Raw genomic sequence first — 17,836 nt, 5'->3', positions numbered from 1 at the left:
TAGGTAGCGCCGGCGGCGTCATCAAAGGGCAAATGCGACATCGGGGCGATGGGGTCAGAGCCCGTTCCCGATGGGAACGGGATCCGACCCCGATTCAGAACAAGGTGCCCTGCACCGTGGGCTGTTCGACACGCGTTGGTGCTTCAACCACGTCTTCCGCACCCAACCGCCAGGCCAGGCCGCCCAAGCGGCTGGCGTGCCGCTTCAACGCGGCCTGCAGCACGTCGGCGCTGCCGGCCACATGCAGTACCTGGCGGGCGCGGGTCAGGCCGGTGTAGACCAGTTCGCGTGACAGCACGCGGCTGTCCTGGCGTGGCAGCTGCAACCACACTTCATCGAACTCCGAGCCCTGTGCCTTGTGCACGGTCATCGCAAAGGCGCTTTCGTGCGCGGGCAGTGCGGCCGGGTGGAAGGCGCGTGGCTGCTCGACGGTGTCGCCCGGGAACCAGGCCACGATCGCGCCGCTGTCGTCGCGCAGGCAGATACCGATGTCGCCGTTGAACAGGCGGTGCCGGTAGCTGTTCTCGGTGACCAGCAGAAGGCGGCCCTGGAAGTAGCCCGGGGTATTGCCGGCCAGCAGCTGCTCGATACGGCTGTTCAGCCCGCGCGCACCTTGCGGGCCTTCGCGCAGCGCGGTCAGCACGCGCAGGCGACCGGCCTGCTGCAGGGCACGTACCGGATCCGCGGCCTCGGCCAGTGCACGCCAGTGGCCCAGCAGGTGCTCACGCTGGCCACGCAGCGGGTCCGCCTCACCTTCGTGGAAGTGCACGCCAGCCAATCCACCACCGCGCAGCAGCTGCAATGCAGTGCGGCTGTCACCTTCACGCACGGCATGCGCCAGCGGTGCCAGGTCCAGCGCATCACTCTGCCGGTAGCCGCGTTGCAGCTGCACGCGACGGCCGGCGAAGGCGCGTGGTGCGGCCTGCGGCTGCAGGGTGGCCTGTGCCAGCAGGCCATGCAGCGCCAGCGCATCGTCGGCGCGGGTGCCGATGCCATCGCCGCTGGCGCGCAGGATCGCGCTGAGCACATCACCGGCTTCGACCGACGGCAACTGATCGGGATCGCCGAGCAGGATCAGGCGGGTGCCGCTGGCAATTGCATCGACCAGCTTGGCCATCATCGGCAGATCGATCATCGACGCTTCGTCGACCACCACCACGTCCACCGCCAGCGGATTGTCGGCGTGGTGGCGGAAGCGCGGCGAATCCGGGATCACGCCGAGCAGGCGATGCAGGGTGGTGCCGGTACTGGGCAATGCCGCGCACAGCGCCGGGTCCACGCCGTGCTCCTGCAAGCGCTGCACGGCCTGCCGCAGGCTCTCGGCCATCCGCTCGGCGGCGCGACCGGTGGGCGCGGCCAGCGCCACCTCGGGCAGCGGCTGGCCGGCGTGCCGGGCCTGCGCGGCCAGCAGCAGCAAGAGGCGTGCGATGGTCGTGGTCTTGCCTGTGCCGGGGCCGCCGGTGACCAGCGCCAGCGGATGGCGCAGCGTCACGCCGGCTGCGCGTGCCTGGTGATCTTCGCCGTGCGATGCGTGCGGGAACAGCTGCGCGAACAATGGCGCCAACGCTGCCATGTCCGGCGCCGGCAGCGGATGCCGGCCGATGCGCTGCAGACCGGTGGCCAACTGGCGCTCGTACTCGCGGTAGCGGCGCAGGTACAGCAGCCCGTTCTCCAGCACCAAGGGGGCATCCCCGGCGATGGCGTCAGCCTGCTCCGGTGTGGCCACCCATGGCGATGCGCGCAGCTGCGCCAGCCAGGCCTGCGCGGCGGGCCACTCGGGCACGCCTTCCAGCAACCGCTGCGGTTGTGCCGGATCGAACGCGGCGTGGCCCTGGGACACCGCCAGCGAAGCCAGCGCCGCCGCCAGTGCCACACTGTCGGGCGTGTCGTCGCGCAGCCGCTGCAGGCTGGTCGCCAATGCGTGGTCGAGGGTACGCAGCAGGCCCTTCTGATGCAGTTCCTTCAGCAGGCTCATGCGCTGGCTCCACGGGCACGCGCGGCGAGCTGGGCCTGGGCCTGCTCGCCGCCGGCGAACAGCGCGTCGAGTGCATCCACCAGCGCGAACGGGAAACGATCCACGTGCACGCCGTTGCCCGTGCCATCCAGGCCGCGGCAGAACAGGTAACGGATGCCGCCCATGTCGCGCTCGTAGTCGTAGGCGGCGCCCAAGCGGAAGCGCAGCCAGCGATGCAGGGCCACGGTGTAGATCAGCGCCTGCAGATCGTATTCGCTGTGGCGCATGGCAATGGCCAGCAGGTCCGGGCTGTAGCCGGGCAGGCGGTTGGACTTGTAGTCGAGCACGTACCACCGGCCATCACGCACGTAGGTCAGGTCGATCATGCCGGTCATCAGCCCCTCCAGGCGGCGGCGCTGGCCGAAGCCGCGGCGGCCACTGGAAACACCATGCGCATGCAGCACCTGCAGCAGCGCCGGCACGGTGGTCGCCTCGATGGCGAAATGGAAGTCGATTTCGGCGCGGCGCTCGCCTTCACCGAGGCTGTGCAGCGCACCGCCTTCGGGCAGCGGTACGGTCAGCGTGTGGCCCACCAGCGGCACCAGCACCGCCACGCCATCGTCCAGATCGACGTCGGCATAGCCCTCATCGTGCAGCGCCTTGCGCAGCACCTCGGCCTGGCCCTCGGGAGCTTTCCGGCCTGGTTGCCAGTCAGCCCATGCGGCGAAGTCGACGTTTTCCATTGCCTCGTGCAGCACGTTGCCGAAGCGGCTGCCCATGAAACGCGGGTCGAGCGGCGCACTGTCCTCGGCCGCCGCGGCGGCTTCCGGCAGTGCCGGTTCCAGCGGCAGCTCCGGGCCGGTGGGTTCGTCGGCTGCCGGCGCCGGCAGCGCGGTGGCAGCGGCTTCGATGTCACTGCCCGCGCCGGCATCGGCGTGGGCCAGCTGGGTGAAGCTGTACACCCACCAGTCGTGCGGAACGCGCCGGGTCAGTGCACGCACCGCCGGAAGATCCCCTTCCACTTCGGCCGCCAGCTGCGGCAGCGCAGCCGGTACCTCACTGTCATCGATGCGCACATCGGCATGCGCGCGCAGCGCCTGCAGGTCACCCAGCAGCGGTGCCAGCCGCGTCCTGCCGAGCCCGGCCAGATCACCCACGGCGATCCACAGCGCGTGCTCGGCGCGGGTCAGGCCGACATACAGCAAGCGCGCATCCTCGGCGCGCTGCTCGCGCTCGCGCTGCGCAGTGGCCGCTTCCCAGGCCTCGTCCTTGCCCAGCTTCCAGTGCAGCTGGCGCTGGCCGCCCACATGCACCGTGCAGTGCGAGGCGGTGTTGGGCGCACCGCCGTCGATGCCCACGAAGGGCAGGAACACCAGCGGGTACTCCAGGCCCTTGCTCTTGTGCAGGGTGATGATCTGCACGCGGCGCGCATCCGATTCCAGGCGCAGCAACTGCTGCTCGTCATCCTGGTCGGCGCTGGCCATCTGGCCCTGCAGCCAGTCCAGCAGGCCGTGCATGCCCAGCGCCTGCGCCGAGGCTTCCTGCAGCAGTTCGCCCAGCTGCAGGTAGTTGGTCAGGCGGCGCTCGCCATCGATCAGCGCCAGCAGGCGTTCGCCCTGTGCGGCGCAGACGTCGGCGATCACCGCGAACGGGCCGCCGCGCTGCCAGCGCTCGCGCCAATGCAGCAGCTGCGCCTGGAACCCGCGTTGCAGGTCGCCCTCGCGCTCCATCGCCGCGATCGCACTGGCGCGCTGGCCGAGCAGCACCGTCGCCAGCGCCGCGCGCAGGCGGCCCTCGTCAGCCGGCTGCAGCAGCGCCAGCAGCAGTGCACGCAGATCACGCGCTTCGCTGGTGGCGAACAGGCTCTGCTTGCCCGCTGCCACGGCAGGAATGCCGACCGCGGCCAGCGCGCGCTGCACCAGCGTGGCCTCGCGATGCGAGCGCACCAGCACCGCGATGTCACCCGGCTGTACCGGGCGCCCACGCAGAACAGCACTGCCTGCACGTGCCGCGACCAGGATCTGGTGGATCGCCGCCACACAGGCCTGGGTCGCTGCTTCGCGCGAGGCATCGGCACTCATCGCCTTGTCACCGCCACTGCGCAGCACGCGCAGGGTGAGTGCCGGGGCGGCATGGTCATCGCGCTGGTAGTCCGCATCGCTGCGCACGCCACCGGGCCGCACCGGCTCGAACTGGATGCCACGCTCGAGGAAGGCGTCTTCGCCACCGTTGTCGTACAGCGCCTGCAGCGCGCGCAGCACGGCCGGTCGCGAGCGGAAGTTCTGGTCAAGCACCGGCGCCTGTTGCGCTACCCGCTTGGCCTTCAGGTAAGTGTGGATATCACCGCCGCGGAAACCGTAGATCGCCTGCTTGGGATCGCCGATCAGGAACAGCGCCGGTGCCAGGCCGAGCTCGCGCACCTCCGGTGAATCGCCGAACACGGTGTGGAAAATGCCCCACTGACGGTCGTCGGTATCCTGGAACTCATCGACCAGCGCGATGCGGTACTGCGCGCGCAGCTGCTTGATCAGTGCCAGCCGCTGCGGGCCTTCCAGGGCCAGTGCCACGCCATCGATCAGATCGTCGTAGGTCTGCACCCGGCGGGTGCGCTTCAGCGCCTGCAGGCGCTGTCTGGCTTCGTCGCGAAGCACGTGCAGGAAGTTCAACGCGGTGGCACGCAGCCAGGCATCGCGTTCGGCCAGAAGCGCGACATAGCGGGCCAACGGCGCCTGCAATGGCGACGATGGCGTGCGCTCGGCGAATTTCTTGTTGGTCTTGGCTGCCAGCGCCTCCGGCAGCAGTGCCGGCAGGCGCTCGCTGGTCAGCAGCTCGCGCGGGTCGGCGCGCTCGGCCCAGCCCAGCAGTTGCCGGCCCAGCGGGTGCAGCCAGCCCAGCTTGTAGGACACGCCGTTGATCCATTTGTTGTCGACCGCATCGCAGAGGTCGATGAAGAACTGCTCGCCATGCTCGCGCACGCTTGCGGACAGCTCTTCGGCAACACTCTGCAGGGCGGCCTGCGGATCGGGCAGCGCCACCGCCTGTGGCAACGGGTGCAGCGGCGGCGCGGCCAGCAGCGCGCGCAGATCGGCGGCCAGTGCGTCCGGGGTGGACCACAGCCAGGTCAGCGGTTCCAGCGTGGCCGGGTCATTGGCATGTACCCGCCAAAGGTCGGCCGCGAGCGCTTCCAGCAACTCACGGTCGCTGGCCAGCAGCTCCGGTGGATCGAACGTGTGGCCGCTTTCCAGCGCATGCTCGCGCAGCACGCGGGTGCAGAAGCCGTGGATGGTGAAGATGGACGCGAGGTCGATCTCATCGGCGGCGACCTGCAGGCGGCGCTTCAGTGCGGCGGCGCGCTCGGTACCTCCCTGCAGATGCCGCAGCAGCACCTCGCGGGTCAGCCGCACGTCCGGCGCTTCGCCTTCGACCGGTTCCAGATCGACCAGTCGCGCCGCCAGCGCCAGGCGCTCGCGGATGCGCTTGCGCAGTTCCTGGGTAGCCGCATCGGTGAAGGTCACCGCCAGGATCTGTCCGATGCGCAGGCCCTGTTCCACCACCAGGCGGGTAAACAGCGTAGCCAGGGTGAAGGTCTTGCCGGTACCGGCACTGGCTTCGATCAGGCGGATGCCATCCAGCGGCAGGGCCAGATAGGGATCGACCGCCATGCACTGGGCTCGCTCATCGATGAAGGCGGGGCTCATGCGCTGCCCTCCTGGCGCGTTTCGGCGCCGAGGGTGCGGCCTTCGCGCACCGCGCTGAAGACCACCTGGCTGTTGCGCAGCAGGTCGGCATAGCTGGCATCGGAGGCGAACGGGTCGGCACCCCGCAGCAGCAGCTGCCAGGCGTCGCTGCTGGATTCACCCCAGCTGCGGTCGCTGCCATGCCACTGCTTCCAGCCCTCGCTGCGCTGTTTCTCTGCCGGCGCGTTGTACAGCACCCAGCCGGTATACGGGGCAAAGCGCAGCGGCTCACGCAGGCCGCGCTGGCGCAACTGCAGCAGCGCGCGCAGCGCCGCGCGTGCAGCAGGCGCGCTCAGTGCCGGCAGTACATGCGGGCCGGGACCGGCGTCGCCGCCATCGTGGAACTGCACAAGGGGCAGTGCGTCGCCGGCGGCGTTGGCCAGCAGCCAGTCCAGGCCCTGGCGGATCACTGCATTGCCATTGAGCGTGCCGGCGCGCAGCCGCACCAGGCCTTCGGGATGCCGATCGGCCACGCGGCCGTGCAGGCGCACGCCATCGATGTCCACTTCGTAGCGACGGCTTTCCAATGGTTCGCCCTGCATCCAGCCCAGCAGCGCACTGGCATACGGACGCGTCTTCAGCTGCTCCACCTCGAACTGGCGCTGGCCCAATGGACCGGACGGCAACAGGCCACGCGCGCGCAGCCGCGGGTACAACGGCTCGGTATCACCGCTGAGCGTGGCGCGCACCACCGCCGCCTGCACGCTGCGCTTTTCCGGGCCGCGCGATGACAGCACCAGCGGTTCCAGGTCATCAACTTCCCCGGCATCGTCGGCCAGGCGCAGGCCCAGCGACTGTGCGAGGAACTGCCCAGCCGGGTCGCACAGGAAGCGGCGCAGGGTGTCGAGCGCGAGCTCGTCTTCCACGGCATCGTCGGGCGGCGGCGGCAGCGGGGCATCGAACCACGGCTGCAGGCCACCACGCTGGCCGGTGAGGCGGCCGGCAGCGGGATGCCATTGCCGCCGATAGCTGAAGCGGCGTGGATCACCCTCTCCGAACGCCGCCGGTGAGAACGGCTGCAGTGCATGGCGCACGGTAAAGTCGCGGACCGCCGCAGGCGGATCGAGGTGATACGCGGCGGCGGCATCGATCAGTTCACTGACCAGCACCGACGGCTCACGCACGCTGCCATCGCGTGGATCGGCGCCGAGGTAGCTGAGGTAGAACACCTCCTGCGCGGCGGCGAACAGCTGCAGGAACAGGAAGCGGTCGTCTTCGCGAGTGGAGCGATCGCCCGGGCGGCGGCGCGGCGTGTCCAGCTCGGCGGTGAGCTGGTTGAGGCCCGCGGCCGGGTCACGGCGCGGGAAATCGCCGTCGTTGAGACCGAGCACGCAGATCACCCGGAACGGCAGCAGGCGCATCGGCACCATGCGGCCGAAACTGATGCCACCGGTCAGCAGCGGCGCGCGCGTATCGGCCTCGCCCAGTACGCCGGCGAAGTGCGAACGCACCACCTCAGGCGGCACGCCGTCTTCGAAACCGGCCTTGGCGGCATCGTCGGCGAACTGGTTCAGCAGCTTGCGCAGCCGCTCCAGGGCGCGCTGGCTGTTGGGTGAACTGGGCGCAGTCGGCAGCAGCGCGTCCAGCAGCGACAGCAGCCGTTGCCGCCACTGCGCCGGGGTCAGCAGCTCGCCGAGGCGACGCTGGTAGACCGCCAGCACGCGCAGCAGCCGCAGCAGCCGGTCCAGTGCTTCCAGCGCGCCGCCTTCCAGTTCGATCCACGGCGCCACGCCGGCCAGGTCCGCCTCGCTGCCGGTGGCGTGACCGAGCACCAGGCGGTCCAGTGCAAACTGCCAGGTGTAGGCGTCGTCGGCCGGCGCCTGGTGCTGGTTGCGGTGCTTCGCATCCAGGCCCCAGCGTGCGCCGGCCTGCTGCAGCCAGCCATGCAGCCGATCGAAGTCCACCGCCTCCAGTCCGGCCGCTTCGGCCAGCGGCGCGCTGGCCAGCAGGTCAAGCACTTCATTCAGGCCAAAGCGCGATACCGGCAGGCCCAGCAGGTGCACGAACACATCGGCCAGCGGCTCGCCCGCGAGCGGACTGCTGTCGGCCAGCGCGTAGGGAATGTGCTCGTCCTCGCCGCCGCGGCCGCCGAACACCGCTTCCAGGTACGGCACATAGGGATCGATGTCCGGTGCAAGCACCGCGATCTCGCGCGCCTGCAGCGGTGGGTCGAAGCGCGGGTCCTGCAACAGGCTTCTGAGCTGGTCGTGCAGCACCTGCAGCTCGCGCAGCCGGGTGTGGCAGGCATGCACCTGCAGGCTGGGGTCGTCGCTGCGCAGCCCATCACGCAGTTCGCCCGAGGGCAGTGCGCGACGGTGGAACAGATCGCGCTGCAGGCGATGCAGCAGGCTGTCGGACAGGCCGCCTTCGGCCAGCGTCGGCCGGGTGTCGTCCTCCGGATCCGAATACGCGGCAATCTCGCCGGCCGGGTGCACCACCTCGTAGCTGCCCAGCACCGCCATGAAATCGCGCCCGGCCGCTCCCCAGGCTTCCAGCAGCCGGTTCTCACCGGCCGCTTCACCGAAGGGATCGGGCGCGCCGCTGCGCAGGCGCTCGGCCAGCGTCTGCAGGTCACCCCAGTACGACTGCACCGGGGTGGGCATATAGAAGTGCAGCTCGCCCACCCGCGCCTGGGTGGCCATCACCCGCAGCACGTCGGGCGAGATGTTGAGCGTTGCGAACGCGGACATGCGCGGCGGCAGGCCCTGCGGCAGCGGCTGGCCGGCGCCCTCGAAGCGATCCAGGTACGCCTGGATGCGGCGCGCGCGGTAGTCGCGGCCATGGGCGATGGTGCGCCACAGGATCGCCTGCGGGTCGGCCGGGTCGGCGCCGGCCTCCCAGCGCAGCAACCAGTCGCGGCGCCAGGCCTGGTACTTCTCGAACACCGACGCCAGTTCACCGGCCAGTGCCCACGGCTTCAGGGCGTCGCCGCCGGCAAGATAGGACTGCAGCGCGCGCATCGGTGGCTGCGCCAGCAGCGCCGGGTCACGCAGTGCCTTGTACAGCTTCCAGTGCAGGCCCGCCGCGTCCAGGTCGTCGCGTTCGCCCGGCACATTGGCATTGAGTGCACGGGCAACGAATTCGCCCGGGGTCAGGAACTCGAGGTTGGCGGCCACGCCATATTCGGCAGCGAGTGTCGCTTGCAGCCAACGCCGCATCGCCACCTGCGGGATCAGCACCACCTCCGGCGCGAGCAACGGCTGGCCCGGAACCGGCACACGCACGTTGCGCGCCAGCAGCGCAGCCAGCACGTCCAGGGAGTTGGAATGGTAGAGGCGGAAATCGCTGCCCGGGTCACTCATCATGCACAGTGTGCAGCACGGCAGGCAGTATTCAATGGCCCGCCCATCGCCGGTACGGATTGTTCCGCGCTGCCGGCCGATTGTCCCGGCCTGGCAAGGGTCATGCCGTGCCACAATACTGGACCGTCCAGTCTGCTTATGTTCAGCCGATGGGCCCGATCCTTCGATGTCTAAAAAACGTTAATGGTGCCCATGTCGGCCTCCACCTCCAGTCTGGTGCAGTTATCCAACGTCCGCATCGACCGGAGCGGGCGCACGATCCTGCGTGACGTGTCGCTGCAGGTGCCCAAGGGCAGCATCACGGCCGTGCTGGGCCCGTCCGGCAGTGGCAAGTCGACCCTGCTGGCGGCACTGACCGGCGAACTGCGTCCGGTCGCCGGCGAGGTCACCCTGTTCGGCAGGCCGATTCCGCATGACAGCGGCGCGCTGCTGGAGATGCGCAAGAGCGTGGGTGTGCTGCTGCAGGGCAACGGCCTGCTGACCGATCTGACCGTCGCCGAAAACGTCGCGCTGCCACTGCGCACGCATACCCGCCTGCCGACCGCCGTGCTGCGCCGCCTGGTGGAAATGAAGCTGCATGCCGTGGGTCTGCTGGCCGCTGCCGATGCCTGGCCGCGCGAACTGTCAGGTGGCATGGCGCGCCGGGTCGCGCTGGCCCGCGCGCTGGCACTGGATCCGCCACTGATGATCTACGACGAGCCGCTGACCGGGTTGGACCCGATCGCCTCCGGCGTGATCATGAGCCTGATCCAGCGCCTCAACCACAGCCTGGGCCTGACCAGCATCATTGTCAGCCACCACGTGCACGAGACCCTGCCGATCTGCGACCAGGTGATCGCCATCGCCAATGGCGGCATCGTGTTCCAGGGCACGCCCGAGGCGCTGCAGTCCAGTCAGGACCCGCTGCTTCGGCAGTTCCTGCACGGCCAGCCCGATGGCCCCATTCCGTTCGATGCCGCGCCGCGCGCGAGGGTCGCCTGATGCCGTTCGTCCAAGCCACCCGCTCGCTGGGTCGCGCCGGCCTGTTCTCGCTGACCGTGCTGCGTGGTTCGCTGCCAACCCGTGATTTCCTGGCCGAGCTGACCCGCGAGATCTACAAGATCGGCGCACGCTCGCTGCCGATCATCGCCGTCGGTGGTGCCTTCGTCGGCCTGGTGCTGACCCTGCAGGGCTACCGCACGCTGACCACCTTCGGAGCGGCCGACGCGCTGTCGACCCTGCTCGGCCTGTCGCTGTACCGGGAACTGGCGCCGGTGCTGACCGCGCTGTTGTTCATCGGCCGCGCCGGCAGCTCGATCGCCGCCGAACTGGGCCTGATGCGCGCCACCGACCAGATCAAGGCACTGGAGCTGATGGCGATCGACCCGGTGGCCAAGGCCGTCGCGCCGCGCTTCTGGGCGGCGGTGCTGACCGTGCCGCTGCTGACCGGCATCTTCTGCTCGCTGGCGATCAGCGCCAGCTACTTCGAAGCGGTGCATGTGCTGGGCCTGGACAATGGCGTGTTCTGGTCGGCACTGCGCAACAGCGTCGATTTCTGGGACGACTTCGGCGTGGCGATGCTGAAGTCGGCGATCTTCGGCGGCACCGCAGCGCTGGTCGCCGCCTATGTTGGTTTCCACGCCGAGCCGACCATCGAGGGCACCTCGGTGGCGACCACCCGTGCGGTGGTCAATGCCTCGCTGCTGGTGCTGATGTTCAACTTCGTGCTGTCGGCAATGTTGTTCACCTAACCCCTCCACCGGCGGTGCGCATGCGCGCGCGGCCACCACGACTCGATCAGGTAATCCACATGGCCATCCGCGGTCCCAGACTCGAATTCTCTGTCGGCGCATTCCTGCTGCTGGCCCTGGCCTCGCTGATGGTGCTGGCCGTGGCCTCGACCAACCAGCGCTGGAGCTGGGGCAGCCAGGGCTACGAGCTGAAGGCGCGCTTCTCCCAGGTCGGCCAGCTGCGCAAGCAGGCGCCGGTGAAGATCGGCGGCGTCACCGTCGGCCAGGTCGCCTCCATCGACCTGGATCCGGTGAAGTTCGAATCCATCGTGACCCTGCGCATGGACAGCAAGGTCAAGGACCTGCCGGCGGACACCTCGGCGGGCATCTTCACCAGTGGTTTGCTCGGCGAGAGCTATATCGGTCTGCAGCCGGGCGGTGACCCGGACGTGCTGAAGGCCGGTGACGAGATCGTCTTCACCCAGCCGGCGGTGGACCTGATCCAGCTGGTCGGCAAGTACATGTTCAGTGGCGGCGCCGGTGGTGGCGCTGCCCAGAAGCCCAACGATGGCGCGCAGGCGCCTGCAACGGAACCGCAACCATGAAAATGAAACTAATTCCCGCCCTGCTCGCCTCGGCGCTGCTGATGGCCACCCCGTTCCTTGCCCAGGCCCAGGCGGCCGCCCCCGCCGCTGCCGCAGCGCAGGGCCAGGCCGGCAAGGTGGTGATCGATGCCAGCACGCGCATTCTCACCACGCTGCAGCAGCGCCGCAGCGAGTTCAGCAGCAACCCGGCCAGCCTGCGCAGCTACATCGACAGCGAACTGAACCGCACCTTTGACCGCGACTATGCGGCACGCCTGGTGCTGGGCCCGCACGCCCGCGGCGCCTCCGACGGCGACATCAAGCTGTTCGCCGATGCGATGGCCGACAGCCTGATGCAGCGCTACGGTTCGACCCTGCTCAACATCCAGGGCAAACCGAGCTTCCGCCTGAAGGGTGAAAGCCCGCTGCCGGGCAACCGTGGCGTGCGCGTCAGCACCGAACTGGTGCGCGCCGGCAACGAACCGACCCCGGTCGAGTACTGGATGCGCAACGTGAACGGCCAGTGGAAGATCTTCGACGTCAACATCGAAGGCATTTCCTACGTGCAGACCTTCCGCAACCAGTTCGATACGCCCTTGCGCCAGAAGGGCATCAAGCAGGTGGCCAGCGAGCTGCACAGCGGCAGCCTGCAGGCCGGGCCGGCGGGCAATGGCAAGTAACGCACTGGCGCTGCTGGAAGGCGACACCCTGCGCCTGCGCGGGGTGCTCGACCGTGCCGCGGTAATTGCACTGTGGCCACAACTGCAGGCCCTGCCAGCCCAGCTGGCGCGGCTGGAGCTGGGCGAGGTCGAGCGCGTGGACAGCGCCGGCCTGGCCCTGCTGGCCGAACTGGCCTCCCGGGCACGCAAGGCGGGCCATGCGCTGGCCATTTCCGGCGCGCCGGCCGGCTTCAACGAGCTGAGCGCGGCCTACCGGCTGTCGCCCGACCTGGACTTCAACGCTACTTCTGCTGCGAGCTGACATGAACGTCGTACGCGCTTTCCCCCTGATCCTCCTGGCCACCGCCCTGACCGCCTGTGCCGGCAAGCCCGCGCGCAGCGACGCACCGGTCGCCAGCACCGTGGTCGCGCCCGGCCCTGCTGCCGAAGCGACGGCCGCAACGGCCGATACCGGGGTGGTCGGTACTGCTCCGGTCGCTGCCGTGGCCAACCCGGCGACGCCTGCCGCTGCGGCGCCGACAGCTGCGCCGCAGGGCGCAGAGGCCAGCCCACCGATGACCGCAGCATCCTCCGCCGCCAGCGACGATGATTTCGACGCCCTGTACGGTGGTACCGGCAACACCGGCAGTGCGGCGGCCTACGATCCGTGGGAACCGTTCAACCGCAAGGTCCACAAGTTCAACAATGCGGTCGACCGCGGTGTGGCCCGCCCGCTGGCCACCGCCTATACCCACGTGGTGCCGCGTTTCGCGCGTACCGGCGTCAGCAACTTCTTCAGCAACCTGCGTGCGCCGGTGACGATCACCAACCAGCTGCTGCAGGGCCGCGGTGCCGATGCGTGGGACAGCCTCGGCCGCTTCCTGATGAACAGCACGCTGGGCATCGGTGGCCTGTTCGATCCGGCCAGCAAGGCGATGGTGCCGCGTCGCAATGAAGATTTCGGCCAGACCCTGGGAGCCTGGGGCTGGCGTCGTTCGCGCTACGTGGAACTGCCGTTCTTCGGCCCGCGTACCGTGCGCGATGTGTTCGGCCTGGCCGGTGACATCCCGTTGTCGCCGATCCGCCGCATCGAGGAAGACAAGGTCCGCATCGGCCTGCAGGGCCTGCAGCTGGTCGACACCCGCGCACAGCTGCTGGCGATCGATGATCTGCGCGACACCGCCGTGGACGAGTACTCGCTGGTGCGCGATGCGTGGATGCAGCGCCGCAACTACCAGATCGAGAACGACCTGCGCAGCAAGCGCGACCGTGGCCACGACGATGCCAATTCGCCGATCCCGGTCGATGCCATGCCGATGCCCAACTGGAGCAACTGATCGCTGCAGCCCGTGCATGAAAAAACCCCGCCTCGGCGGGGTTTTTCTTTTCCGGTAGGTGCCAACCTCGGTTGGCACGCTTTCCTCAGGCCGCCAGCGCGGCCTCGATGGCTTCGCGCAGGCGCGCGTCATCGGCAGCCACGTCCGGGGCGAAGCGTGCAACCACCTTGCCATCACGGCCGACCAGGAACTTCTCGAAGTTCCACAGCACCGCCGGTGCCGGATGGATCGGGATCTCCTTGCTGGCCAGGCGCTCGCGCAGCGGGCCTTCGCCGATCGACTGCGGCTGCGCGGCGGTCAGCTGCCGGTACAGCGGGTGGGTGTCCTCGCCAGCCACGCTGATCTTGGAGAACATCGGGAAACTGACATCGTAGGTGAGCTGGCAGAACTGCTGGATCTCGGCCTCGCTGCCCGGCTCCTGGCCGAGGAAGTTGTTGGCGGGGAAGCCCAGCACTTCCAGGCCCTGCGCGTGCTTTTCCGCATACAGCGCCTGCAGGCCTTCGTACTGCGGGGTCAGGCCGCACTTGGAGGCGACGTTGACCAGCAGCAGCACCTTGCCCTGGTAGTCGGCAAGCGAGGACGGCTGGCCGTCGATGGTGGTGAGGGGAATGTCCTGGATCGGGGTGCTCACGCGGGGCTCCGGCTACGGCGGGAATGGCCCACCAGCATAGCGCCGCGCGCGCTGTTGTAGAGCCGAGCATGGGCTCGGCTCTACAGGCATCCTCAATCCACGCAGATCGTACCCTGCGCCTTGCCGTCATCGATGCGCTGGCGGCAACCGAAGTTCTGGCTGGCATCACGCTGGCAGGTACCGGACGCCACATCACCGGCCATTGCCTCGCCTGCGGCCAGGCACTGGCCCGTGCAGTCGCTTTTGCGGCTGCAGGCCTTGCCGGCGTCGGCATAGGGAATCACGCATTGCTCGCGCTGCAGCCGGCCGAGCCGCTGCAGGGTGCCACCGGCGGCCTGGCAGTCGACGTCACGTGCTTCGCGGTAGGCTTCGCTGGCTTCGGGCGTGGGGGCGGCCGCATCAGCGATCGGCGGCGCGCTGCTGCATGCGGCCAGCAACGCAGCCAGGACAAGAACGGCACAGGAGCGCAAGCGCATGTCGATACCCGCCACGGACACAGGGCGCCCAGCATAGCCAGGCACAGGTGCACGGGACGTGTCAGCCCGCATTGGCATCCTCGTCGTCCTCCGATGCGCCCAGCTGCTGCATCGGGTCGGGCGTCAACTCCGGCGGCAGCGCGCGCTTGGCCTTGCTGCCCAGCTCGGCAAGCCGGCGGGCGCGGCTGATGGCCGACTGCGGCGAGTCGATCAGGCGATTGCGCGCATCGGCGTAGACCTTGGCGGCGTCGTCCAGCTTGCTGCCCACAGCGTTGAAGTCCTTCAGGAACCCGGTCAATGCGTCCAGCACCAGACCGCCGGCCTCACTGATCTTCAGCGCCTGCTTCTGCACCTTGTCGCGGGTCCACAGGCGCTCGGCGACGCGCAGCAGCGCCATCAGGGTGTTGGGCGAGGCGAACACCACGCGGTTGTCGAACGCGAATGCCTGCAGGCTGCCATCGGCGCCCAGAGCGGCCGACAAGGCACCCTCGATGGGAACAAAGGCAATGGTGATGTCCAGCGTCTCGCTGCCCAGTGCCTTGGGATAGTTCTTCTCGCCCAGGTCCTTCACGTGCTGGCGCAGCGCAACCGCGTGCCGGCGCAGCGCATCCTCTGACTGCTCCGGGGTGGCGGCATTCATCGCCTCCTGCCAGGCGATCAGGTTCACCTTGCTGTCGATCACCACGCTGCGTTCGTCGGGGAACCGCACCACTACGTCCGGTCGCAGGCGCGCACCTTCGTCATCCACGGCATGCTTCTGCCGCTGGTAGTGCACGCCCTCTTCCAGGCCCGATCCGCGCAGTACGTTGTCGAGCATCAGCTCGCCCCAGTCACCGCGGACCTTGGCGTTGCCCTTCAGCGCATTGGTCAGCGCCGATGCCTGCGCGGCCATGTCCTGGTTGAGCGTCTTCAATTCACCCACCGCACCCAGCAGGCTGGCGCGCTGGCGCGCCTCCTCGCCGTACAGGGTATCGACGCGGGTACGGAAATCACCCAGCTTGTCGGCGAACGGCTTGAGCAGCCCCTCGATATCCGCGCGCGACTGCACCGTCGCCTGTCGCACGTTCTTCTCGAACTGCTGTCCGCGTTCGTCGAACACCTTGCCCGCCAGTTCGGCGAAGGCACCGGACAGCTTTTCCTTGGCGGTATCGAGATAGCTGCGCAGTTCGGCGCTGGCCCGTTCGGAGTGCTGCAGATTGGCCACCGCGCGGGCATGTTCGCCGTGCAACTGCTGGTAGCGCTGGTGCGCCTGCTGCAGCTCGCTGCTGATATCGGCAAGGGCAGCGCGCGCCTGCGCCAAGGCCGCTTCCCGTTCGGCCAGTTGTGCTTCGCGACTGGCCGACAGCGCCGCTTCGCGCTCCACCCGGGCGGTCAGGGTGGTGACCGCCTGTGCGTGCTGCTGGCTGCGGGCCCGCTCGTTTTCCAGTTCCGCGCCCAGCGCGTCGAGGCGGCCGCGCAGCTGGCCGGCATCGACCAGCGCGAGGCGATGCTGTTCGCGTTCGCTGTCCAGCTGCCGCTGCAGATCATCGGACGCTGCGTTGCCAGGGGTGCGACGCCAAAGCAGCAACAGCGCGACCAGCGTCGCCAGCAGCAGGACCACCGCGAGGATCATGAGGACTTCGATATTCATGCGGTCAGTTTAGCCCCGCTGCGCTAGGCTGGGTCGGTCTACCCCGGAGGCCCCCATGCTCGCTCTGTACGGAAAGCCCACCTCCATCAACGTGCGCAAGGTGCTGTGGCTGTGCGCCGGCCTCGACCTGCCACTCCAACACGAGCCAGAACCACCGGCGGACCTGCTGGCCACGTTGAATCCCAACCGGCAGGTGCCGGTCCTGCGCGATGGCGACTTCGTGCTGTGGGAATCCAACAGCATCTGCCGCTACCTGGCCGTACGTGCTGGCCGTGATGACCTGCTGCCCGGTACGGCGCAGGGCCGCGCCCGGGTCGAGCAGTGGATGGACTGGCAGGCCAGCGACCTCAACAGCGCCTGGCGGCACGTGTTCATGGCGCGCGTGCGCCGGCATCCGGACTACCCGGACGATGCCCGCGCCGAGGCCAGCCTGGCGCAGTGGAACCACTTGATGGGCGTGCTCGACACACAGTTGGCCGGTGGCCACTGCCACGTGACGGGCAACGCCTTCACTCTGGCCGACATCGTGCTCGGGCTGTCGGCCCAGCGCTGGCGCAGCACACCTGGCAACAAGCCCGTGCTGCCACACCTCGCGGCGTGGTTCGAACGGCTGCGCGAGCAGCCCGGTTTCGCCACCCACGTGGACAACGGCGTGGCCTGAGGCAGGGGTCAGATCCCTTTCCCTGGGGGGAAAGGGATCTGACCCCAAGGGCGCGCGGGAACCGCCGGTGTTACCAGCCTTCCAGCACGATCTTGCCCTTGGCACGCTGGCTTTCCAGCAGCGCGTGGGCGCGCCGCAGGTTGGCCGCGTCGATGCGCCCGAAGTGCTCGCCCAGGGTGGTGTGCAGCACGCCCGTGTCGATCAGCTCGGCCACACGGTTCAACAGGTCATGCTGGCGCTGCATGTCCGCAGTGCGGTACAGCGGCCGGGTGAACATCGACTCCCAGTGCAGTGACAACGCCTTGCGCTTGAGCGCCATCACGTCCACCTGGCCAGGATCATCGATCAGCCCCAGTTGGCCCTGCGGTGCCAGCAGTTCCACGATCTGCGCGTAGTACTGGTCGGAGTGGGTCAGGCTGGCGACATGCTGCACCTCGCTGATGCCGAGCCGCGCCAGTCCCTCGGCCAGCGGCAGGCTGTGGTCGATCACGTGGTGTGCCCCCATTGCGTACGCCCAGTCCTGCGTATCAGGGCGCGAGGCGGTGCCGATCACGGTCAGCTTGGTCAGCTTCCGTGCCAGCTGCACCAGGATCGAACCGACACCACCGGCAGCACCGATCACCAGCAGGGTCTGGCCTTCGCCACCACCCTCCGGGATGCGCAGGCGGTCGAACAGCAGCTCCCAGGCGGTGATTGCAGTCAGTGGCAGCGCCGCGGCGGCGGCATCGTCGAGACTGGCCGGCTTGCGGCCGACGCTGCGCTCATCCACCAGCTGGTACTGCGCATTGCTGCCCGGGCGGTCGATGACGCCGGCGTAGTAGACCGCGTCGCCGGGCTGGAACAGGGTCACCTCGCTGCCCACCGCGTCGACGATGCCGACCGCATCCCAGCCCAGCACGCGCGGGCCATCGGTGGCCACGCCGCGGCGGACCTTGGTGTCGACCGGGTTCACCGCCACCGCGCGTACCGCCACGCGCAGGTCACGCGGGCCGGGCTGCGGCAGTTCCAGTTCAATGTCGATCAGGGCCTGGGCATCATCGATCGGCAGGCCGGCTTGGGTGTAGGCAATGGCGCGCATGGCAGCGGTCCAGTGGGGAAGGAGGCGACAGGTTGCGCCGCGCGCGGTCCCTCGGAAAGGCGCAGAATCGGGCAGCAC

14 protein-coding genes are annotated in these 17,836 nt (G+C 68.9%); 7 read left to right on the top strand and 7 right to left on the bottom strand.

Annotated features, from left to right (window positions below; all coding sequences use genetic code 11):
• Positions 1-94: 94 nt before the first annotated feature.
• The 3 genes from recD to recC are packed head-to-tail and all read right to left on the bottom strand — an operon-like array spanning position 95 to position 8,996.
• Complete coding sequence (gene recD, locus AC10QF_RS16115; RefSeq protein ID WP_494542500.1) at positions 95-1,975, bottom strand: exodeoxyribonuclease V subunit alpha; 1,881 nt, start codon at positions 1,973-1,975, stop codon at positions 95-97.
• Positions 1,972-5,652: an exodeoxyribonuclease V subunit beta gene (recB, locus tag AC10QF_RS16110; protein ID WP_494542499.1), complete on the bottom strand. Its 3,681-nt coding sequence runs from the start codon at positions 5,650-5,652 to the stop codon at positions 1,972-1,974. The genes recD and recB overlap by 4 nt, the downstream gene beginning before the upstream one ends.
• The gene (gene recC, locus AC10QF_RS16105; protein ID WP_494542498.1) at positions 5,649-8,996 is read right to left on the bottom strand and encodes an exodeoxyribonuclease V subunit gamma; all 3,348 of its coding nucleotides are present in this window, start codon (positions 8,994-8,996) and stop codon (positions 5,649-5,651) included. Before recC ends, recB begins: the two co-directional genes overlap by 4 nt.
• A gap of 189 nt (positions 8,997-9,185) precedes the next feature.
• Here recC and AC10QF_RS16100 point away from each other — a divergent pair, with 189 nt between their 5' ends.
• Genes AC10QF_RS16100 through AC10QF_RS16075 form a run of 6 tightly spaced genes read left to right on the top strand, consistent with a single transcriptional unit; the run spans position 9,186 to position 13,282 of the window.
• Positions 9,186-9,974 (top strand): ABC transporter ATP-binding protein, encoded by a 789-nt coding sequence (locus tag AC10QF_RS16100; protein WP_069138232.1) that lies wholly within the window; start codon positions 9,186-9,188, stop codon positions 9,972-9,974.
• On the top strand, positions 9,974-10,723 hold the full coding sequence (locus tag AC10QF_RS16095) for an MlaE family lipid ABC transporter permease subunit (protein ID WP_005414955.1): 750 nt from the start codon (positions 9,974-9,976) through the stop codon (positions 10,721-10,723). The genes AC10QF_RS16100 and AC10QF_RS16095 overlap by 1 nt, the downstream gene beginning before the upstream one ends.
• A 59-nt stretch (positions 10,724-10,782) precedes the next feature.
• Positions 10,783-11,307, top strand: a complete 525-nt coding sequence (mlaD, locus tag AC10QF_RS16090) for an outer membrane lipid asymmetry maintenance protein MlaD (protein WP_005411706.1) — start codon at positions 10,783-10,785, stop codon at positions 11,305-11,307.
• Positions 11,304-11,966 (top strand): MlaC/ttg2D family ABC transporter substrate-binding protein, encoded by a 663-nt coding sequence (locus AC10QF_RS16085; RefSeq protein WP_053496740.1) that lies wholly within the window; start codon positions 11,304-11,306, stop codon positions 11,964-11,966. Before mlaD ends, AC10QF_RS16085 begins: the two co-directional genes overlap by 4 nt.
• Entirely contained in the window at positions 11,956-12,267 is a 312-nt protein-coding gene (locus tag AC10QF_RS16080) for an STAS domain-containing protein (protein WP_494542497.1), read from the top strand. Before AC10QF_RS16085 ends, AC10QF_RS16080 begins: the two co-directional genes overlap by 11 nt.
• Position 12,268: 1 nt before the next feature.
• Positions 12,269-13,282, top strand: coding sequence for an MlaA family lipoprotein (locus AC10QF_RS16075; RefSeq protein WP_494542496.1), 1,014 nt, complete (start codon positions 12,269-12,271; stop codon positions 13,280-13,282).
• Positions 13,283-13,367: 85 nt separating this feature from the next.
• Here AC10QF_RS16075 and AC10QF_RS16070 read toward each other — a convergent pair whose 3' ends face one another.
• The 3 genes from AC10QF_RS16070 to AC10QF_RS16060 form a co-directional block, all read right to left on the bottom strand.
• On the bottom strand, positions 13,368-13,913 hold the full coding sequence (locus AC10QF_RS16070) for a glutathione peroxidase (RefSeq protein WP_329915824.1): 546 nt from the start codon (positions 13,911-13,913) through the stop codon (positions 13,368-13,370).
• 92 nt (positions 13,914-14,005) lie between these two features.
• Positions 14,006-14,389 carry a hypothetical protein gene (locus tag AC10QF_RS16065; RefSeq protein WP_069138197.1) on the bottom strand — a complete coding sequence of 128 codons (384 nt, stop codon included), beginning with the start codon at positions 14,387-14,389 and terminating at the stop codon, positions 14,006-14,008.
• 61 nt (positions 14,390-14,450) lie between these two features.
• Positions 14,451-16,019, bottom strand: a complete 1,569-nt coding sequence (locus AC10QF_RS16060; protein ID WP_005421245.1) for a DNA recombination protein RmuC — start codon at positions 16,017-16,019, stop codon at positions 14,451-14,453.
• 55 nt (positions 16,020-16,074) lie between these two features.
• On the opposite strand from AC10QF_RS16060, the gene AC10QF_RS16055 reads away from it, so the two are divergent.
• Positions 16,075-16,680: a glutathione S-transferase family protein gene (locus AC10QF_RS16055; RefSeq protein WP_494542495.1), complete on the top strand. Its 606-nt coding sequence runs from the start codon at positions 16,075-16,077 to the stop codon at positions 16,678-16,680.
• A gap of 70 nt (positions 16,681-16,750) precedes the next feature.
• Here AC10QF_RS16055 and AC10QF_RS16050 read toward each other — a convergent pair whose 3' ends face one another.
• Positions 16,751-17,758 (bottom strand): zinc-binding alcohol dehydrogenase family protein, encoded by a 1,008-nt coding sequence (locus tag AC10QF_RS16050; protein ID WP_005421241.1) that lies wholly within the window; start codon positions 17,756-17,758, stop codon positions 16,751-16,753.
• Positions 17,759-17,836: the final 78 nt, after the last annotated feature.

This window comes from Stenotrophomonas maltophilia complex sp. Om-AH-Sm3, from assembly GCF_059337855.1.
This window is presented reverse-complemented; position numbering and strand designations above follow the sequence as displayed.

What these genes read in the sequence shown, in the direction of transcription:
- recD (WP_494542500.1), bottom strand. Translation starts at nt 1,975, where the DNA reads ATGAGCCTGCTGAAGGAACTGCATCAGAAGGGCCTGCTGCGTACCCTC.
- AC10QF_RS16080 (WP_494542497.1), top strand. Translation starts at nt 11,956, where the DNA reads ATGGCAAGTAACGCACTGGCGCTGCTGGAAGGCGACACCCTGCGCCTG.
- AC10QF_RS16085 (WP_053496740.1), top strand. Translation starts at nt 11,304, where the DNA reads ATGAAAATGAAACTAATTCCCGCCCTGCTCGCCTCGGCGCTGCTGATG.
- AC10QF_RS16100 (WP_069138232.1), top strand. Translation starts at nt 9,186, where the DNA reads ATGTCGGCCTCCACCTCCAGTCTGGTGCAGTTATCCAACGTCCGCATC.
- AC10QF_RS16095 (WP_005414955.1), top strand. Translation starts at nt 9,974, where the DNA reads ATGCCGTTCGTCCAAGCCACCCGCTCGCTGGGTCGCGCCGGCCTGTTC.
- AC10QF_RS16050 (WP_005421241.1), bottom strand. Translation starts at nt 17,758, where the DNA reads ATGCGCGCCATTGCCTACACCCAAGCCGGCCTGCCGATCGATGATGCC.
- AC10QF_RS16060 (WP_005421245.1), bottom strand. Translation starts at nt 16,019, where the DNA reads ATGAATATCGAAGTCCTCATGATCCTCGCGGTGGTCCTGCTGCTGGCG.
- recC (WP_494542498.1), bottom strand. Translation starts at nt 8,996, where the DNA reads ATGATGAGTGACCCGGGCAGCGATTTCCGCCTCTACCATTCCAACTCC.
- AC10QF_RS16055 (WP_494542495.1), top strand. Translation starts at nt 16,075, where the DNA reads ATGCTCGCTCTGTACGGAAAGCCCACCTCCATCAACGTGCGCAAGGTG.
- AC10QF_RS16065 (WP_069138197.1), bottom strand. Translation starts at nt 14,389, where the DNA reads ATGCGCTTGCGCTCCTGTGCCGTTCTTGTCCTGGCTGCGTTGCTGGCC.
- recB (WP_494542499.1), bottom strand. Translation starts at nt 5,652, where the DNA reads ATGAGCCCCGCCTTCATCGATGAGCGAGCCCAGTGCATGGCGGTCGAT.
- AC10QF_RS16075 (WP_494542496.1), top strand. Translation starts at nt 12,269, where the DNA reads ATGAACGTCGTACGCGCTTTCCCCCTGATCCTCCTGGCCACCGCCCTG.
- mlaD (WP_005411706.1), top strand. Translation starts at nt 10,783, where the DNA reads ATGGCCATCCGCGGTCCCAGACTCGAATTCTCTGTCGGCGCATTCCTG.